The 3,251-nt window shown below is 74.5% G+C and carries 4 protein-coding genes; 1 reads left to right on the top strand and 3 read right to left on the bottom strand.

What is annotated here, in order from left to right; all coding sequences use genetic code 11:
• Positions 1–95: 95 nt before the first annotated feature.
• The 3 genes from ACYVE9_RS20270 to ACYVE9_RS20260 are packed head-to-tail and all read right to left on the bottom strand — an operon-like array spanning position 96 to position 2,812.
• Positions 96–350 carry a DUF3099 domain-containing protein gene (locus ACYVE9_RS20270; protein ID WP_461029313.1) on the bottom strand — a complete coding sequence of 85 codons (255 nt, stop codon included), beginning with the start codon at positions 348–350 and terminating at the stop codon, positions 96–98.
• Positions 347–1,189, bottom strand: coding sequence for a PaaX family transcriptional regulator (locus tag ACYVE9_RS20265; protein ID WP_461029312.1), 843 nt, complete (start codon positions 1,187–1,189; stop codon positions 347–349). Before ACYVE9_RS20265 ends, ACYVE9_RS20270 begins: the two co-directional genes overlap by 4 nt.
• Positions 1,190–1,198: 9 nt before the next feature.
• Entirely contained in the window at positions 1,199–2,812 is a 1,614-nt protein-coding gene (locus tag ACYVE9_RS20260; protein ID WP_461029311.1) for an AMP-binding protein, read from the bottom strand.
• Between the two features lie 117 nt (positions 2,813–2,929).
• Here ACYVE9_RS20260 and ACYVE9_RS20255 point away from each other — a divergent pair.
• Positions 2,930–3,251, top strand: a 322-nt coding sequence (locus ACYVE9_RS20255) for an acyl-CoA dehydrogenase family protein (protein WP_461029310.1), incomplete at its 3' end; no start/stop codon positions are given.

Raw genomic sequence — 3,251 nt, 5'->3', positions numbered from 1 at the left:
ACCCGCCCCCGGGACGCCACCGCCCCCACCGCAGGCCGCCGCCCACGCCGCGAAGGCCGCCCCTGCCGCCGCCGTCACGAAAGCTGTCGCCCACATCACGAAGACCGCTCCTCGTCCCACCACGGGTTGTCGGGGCCCCGGCGGTTCGCCACCACGGCCGCGACCGGGGGGATCAGCGCGGCGACCGCGCACATGGCGACCGCCAGGGGCACCGACACCAGCCGCACGAACGCCCAGGCGCTCACGAACAGGACCAGGCACACGCCCATCAGCACGAAGTACCGCCGGCGCCGCCGCTCGTAGGAGCGTCGCGTCCTGCCGTCGGGAGAACCGCTCGACGGGCCCGTCATGCCTCCAGGGTACGGCCGCGAACGGCCTCCAGCTGGGCGGCCGCGTAGCGGGACGCCGCCGGGCCGAGCCGTTCGTGCAGGGCGGTGAAGACGCCGGCCGACCGCTCGCCCGGCCAGTCGTCGGGCAGCAGTGAAGCGGGCAGGCCCGGGTCGGCGTAGGGCAGCCGCCGCCAGGCGTCCAGGGCGAGCAGGTGGTCCCGGTAGGCCTGCTCCTCCGGCAGCCGGCGACGCCGGGCCCAGGCGTCCAGCACCGGTTCGTGCACGGCGAGGAACTCCCGGTGCAGGTCCGCCAGCGCGGACAGGTCCCACCAGCGGGCCACCGCGTCCGGAGTCGGCTCGAAGCCGGCGTGCACCCCCCGGAAGAGCACGACGTACTCGCTCAACTCCAGCCGCTCCAGGGTGTGCCGGGTCTCCGCCTCCAGGTGCGCGGGAGCCACCCACACGCCTGGCGCGGCGTTGCCGAAGCCGAGCCGGGCCAGCCGGGAGCGCAGCACGTGCCTCCGGCTGCGTTCGCTCTCCGGCACCGAGAACACGGCGAGCAGCCACTGCCCGTCGTGGCGGGCGTGCTGGTAGATGCGCCGGTCGCCGTCCTCCAGCAACTGCCGGGCGGCGTCGGACGGCGCGTAGTCCGAGCCCCGGCTGCCGGACCGGCGCACGGTGAGCAGGCCGCGGCGTTTGAGCCGCGAGACGGCCGACCGCACCGCGGGCGGTTCCACCCCCACCGCTCCGAGCAGCCGGATCAGCGCGGCCACCGGCACCCGTCCGTCCGCGGTCAGGGAGCGGCCGTGAGCGCCGTAGAAGGTGACGATGAGGGACCCGGGACTCTGCTGCTCTGCCACGTGATCACTCTAGGGCGCGTCCCGCAGCCGGAACCGCTGCAGTTTGCCGGTCGGGGTCCGCGGCAGGGACTCGGCGAACACGAACTCCCGCGGGCACTTGAAGTAGGAGAGTTCGGCGAGGGTGAACTCCCGCAGCCGGTCGGTCGCCTCCGGCCCGGGAGCGACCCCGTCGCGCAGCACCACGTGGGCCACGACCCGTTGGCCGCGCCGCGGGTCCGGGCGCCCCACCACCGCGGCCTCCAGCACGTCCGGGTGCCGCAGCAGCACCTCCTCCACCTCGGGCCCGGCGATGTTGTGCCCGGCCGACACGATCATGTCGTCGGCCCGTGCCACGTAGCGGAAGTAGCCGTCCGGCTCCCGCACATAGGTGTCACCGGTGAGGTTCCAGCCGTCGACGACGTACTCCTGCTGCCGCCGGTCGGCGAGATAGCGGCAGCCGAGCGGGCCGCGCACCGCGAGCCGGCCCGGTTCACCGTCCGGCAGTTCGACGCCGTCCGGGGAGAGCACGCGTGCCTCGAAGCCCGGCACCGGTACTCCGGTGGTTCCCGGACGGGCCGCCTCGTCGGCGGCGGAGATGAAGATGTGCAGCATCTCCGTGGCGCCGATGCCGTTGATCAGCCGCAGCCCGGTGCGCTCCCGCCAGTCGTGCCAGGTCGCGGCGGGCAGGTTCTCGCCGGCGGAGACGCAGCGCCGCAGGGAGGACACGTCCGGACCCGGCAGCCGGTCCAGCATCGCGCGGTAGGCGGTGGGCGCGGTGAACAGCACCGAGACCCGGTGCCGCTGCACGGCGTCCAGCAGCCCCTGCGGGCCGTCCCACTGGGCCAGTACCGTGCGGGCCCCGACCCGGAGCGGGAAGACCACCAGCCCGCCCAGGCCGAAGGTGAAGCCGAGCGGCGGGCTGCCGGCGAACACGTCCTCGGCGGTGGCGCGCAGCACCCTGGCGGCGAAGGTGTCGGCGATGGCCAGCACGTCCCGGTGGAAGTGCATGCAGCCCTTGGGACGCCCGGTGGTCCCGGAGGTGAAGGCGATCAGCGCCACGTCGTCCGCCGCGGTGGCGACCGTGGTGAACCGGGCCGGCTTGTCGGCGGCCAGACGCAGCAGGTCTCCCGGCCCCTCACCGCCGAAGGCGGTCACCCGCAGGCCGGCCACCTCCGCGTCGACCAGGTCGGTGAGGGAGCGGCTGTCGCAGAGCGCGTGCCCGACCTTCGCCAGTTCGCACACCGTGCGCAGTTCGGCGCGCCGCTGAGCGGCGAGCACCGTGACCGCCACCGCTCCGGCCTTCATCACCGCCAGCCAACACGCTGCCAGATGAGGCGAGTTGGGTCCGCGCAGCAGTACCCGGTTGCCCGGCAGCACGCCGAGGTCCTCGGTGAGCACCCACGCGATGCGGTCCACCCGCTCCCGCAGTTCCGCGTACGACCAGGCGTCGCCGTCCCCGTCGAGCACGGCGATGCGCTCCCCGCCCAACCGGTCCGCCGTGCCGTCCAGCAGCTCCGCCCCGCAGTTCAGCCGGTCCGGGCGGCGCAGCCACGGCTCGTTCAGCAGCAGCCGCGGCCACTGCTCGGGCGGCGGGAGGTGATCGCGGGTGAAGGAGTCCACGTGGGCGGAGGGGCTGAGCTGCATGGCGGGTTCTCCCCTTGCGGCGGTACCGAGAAGGGTGGTTCCGGGCGTGCCGATGTGCTGATGAGCGTAGCGTGATGGTGACGACAGTCAACGGGCCGCGATAGTGGAGGTGGGTGGATGCCCGCGTTCGCCCTGACACCGGAACAGGTCGCCTGGTGCGCCGAACTGAGAGCGCTGGCCGCCGAACGCCTGCGCCCGCTCGCCGAAGGCGGCGCCCCGGGGGCCGTCAACCGCCCGCTGCTCGCCGCCCTCGGTGAGCTCGGCCTGCTGCGGCGCCTCTTCCCCGCCCGCGCGCTTGACCTGTGCCTGCTGCGGGAGTCCCTGGCCCACGGCTGCACCGAAGCCGAGACGGCACTCGCCCTCCAGGGGCTCGGGGCCGGGCCCCTGCTGCTCTCCGGCAGTCCGGACCAGCAGCGCCGCTGGCTGCCCGGCGTCGCGG

This window comes from Streptomyces sparsus, from assembly GCF_054776295.1.
The sequence above is the reverse complement of the archived record's forward strand: the minus strand, read 5'-3'. Positions and strand labels throughout refer to the sequence as shown.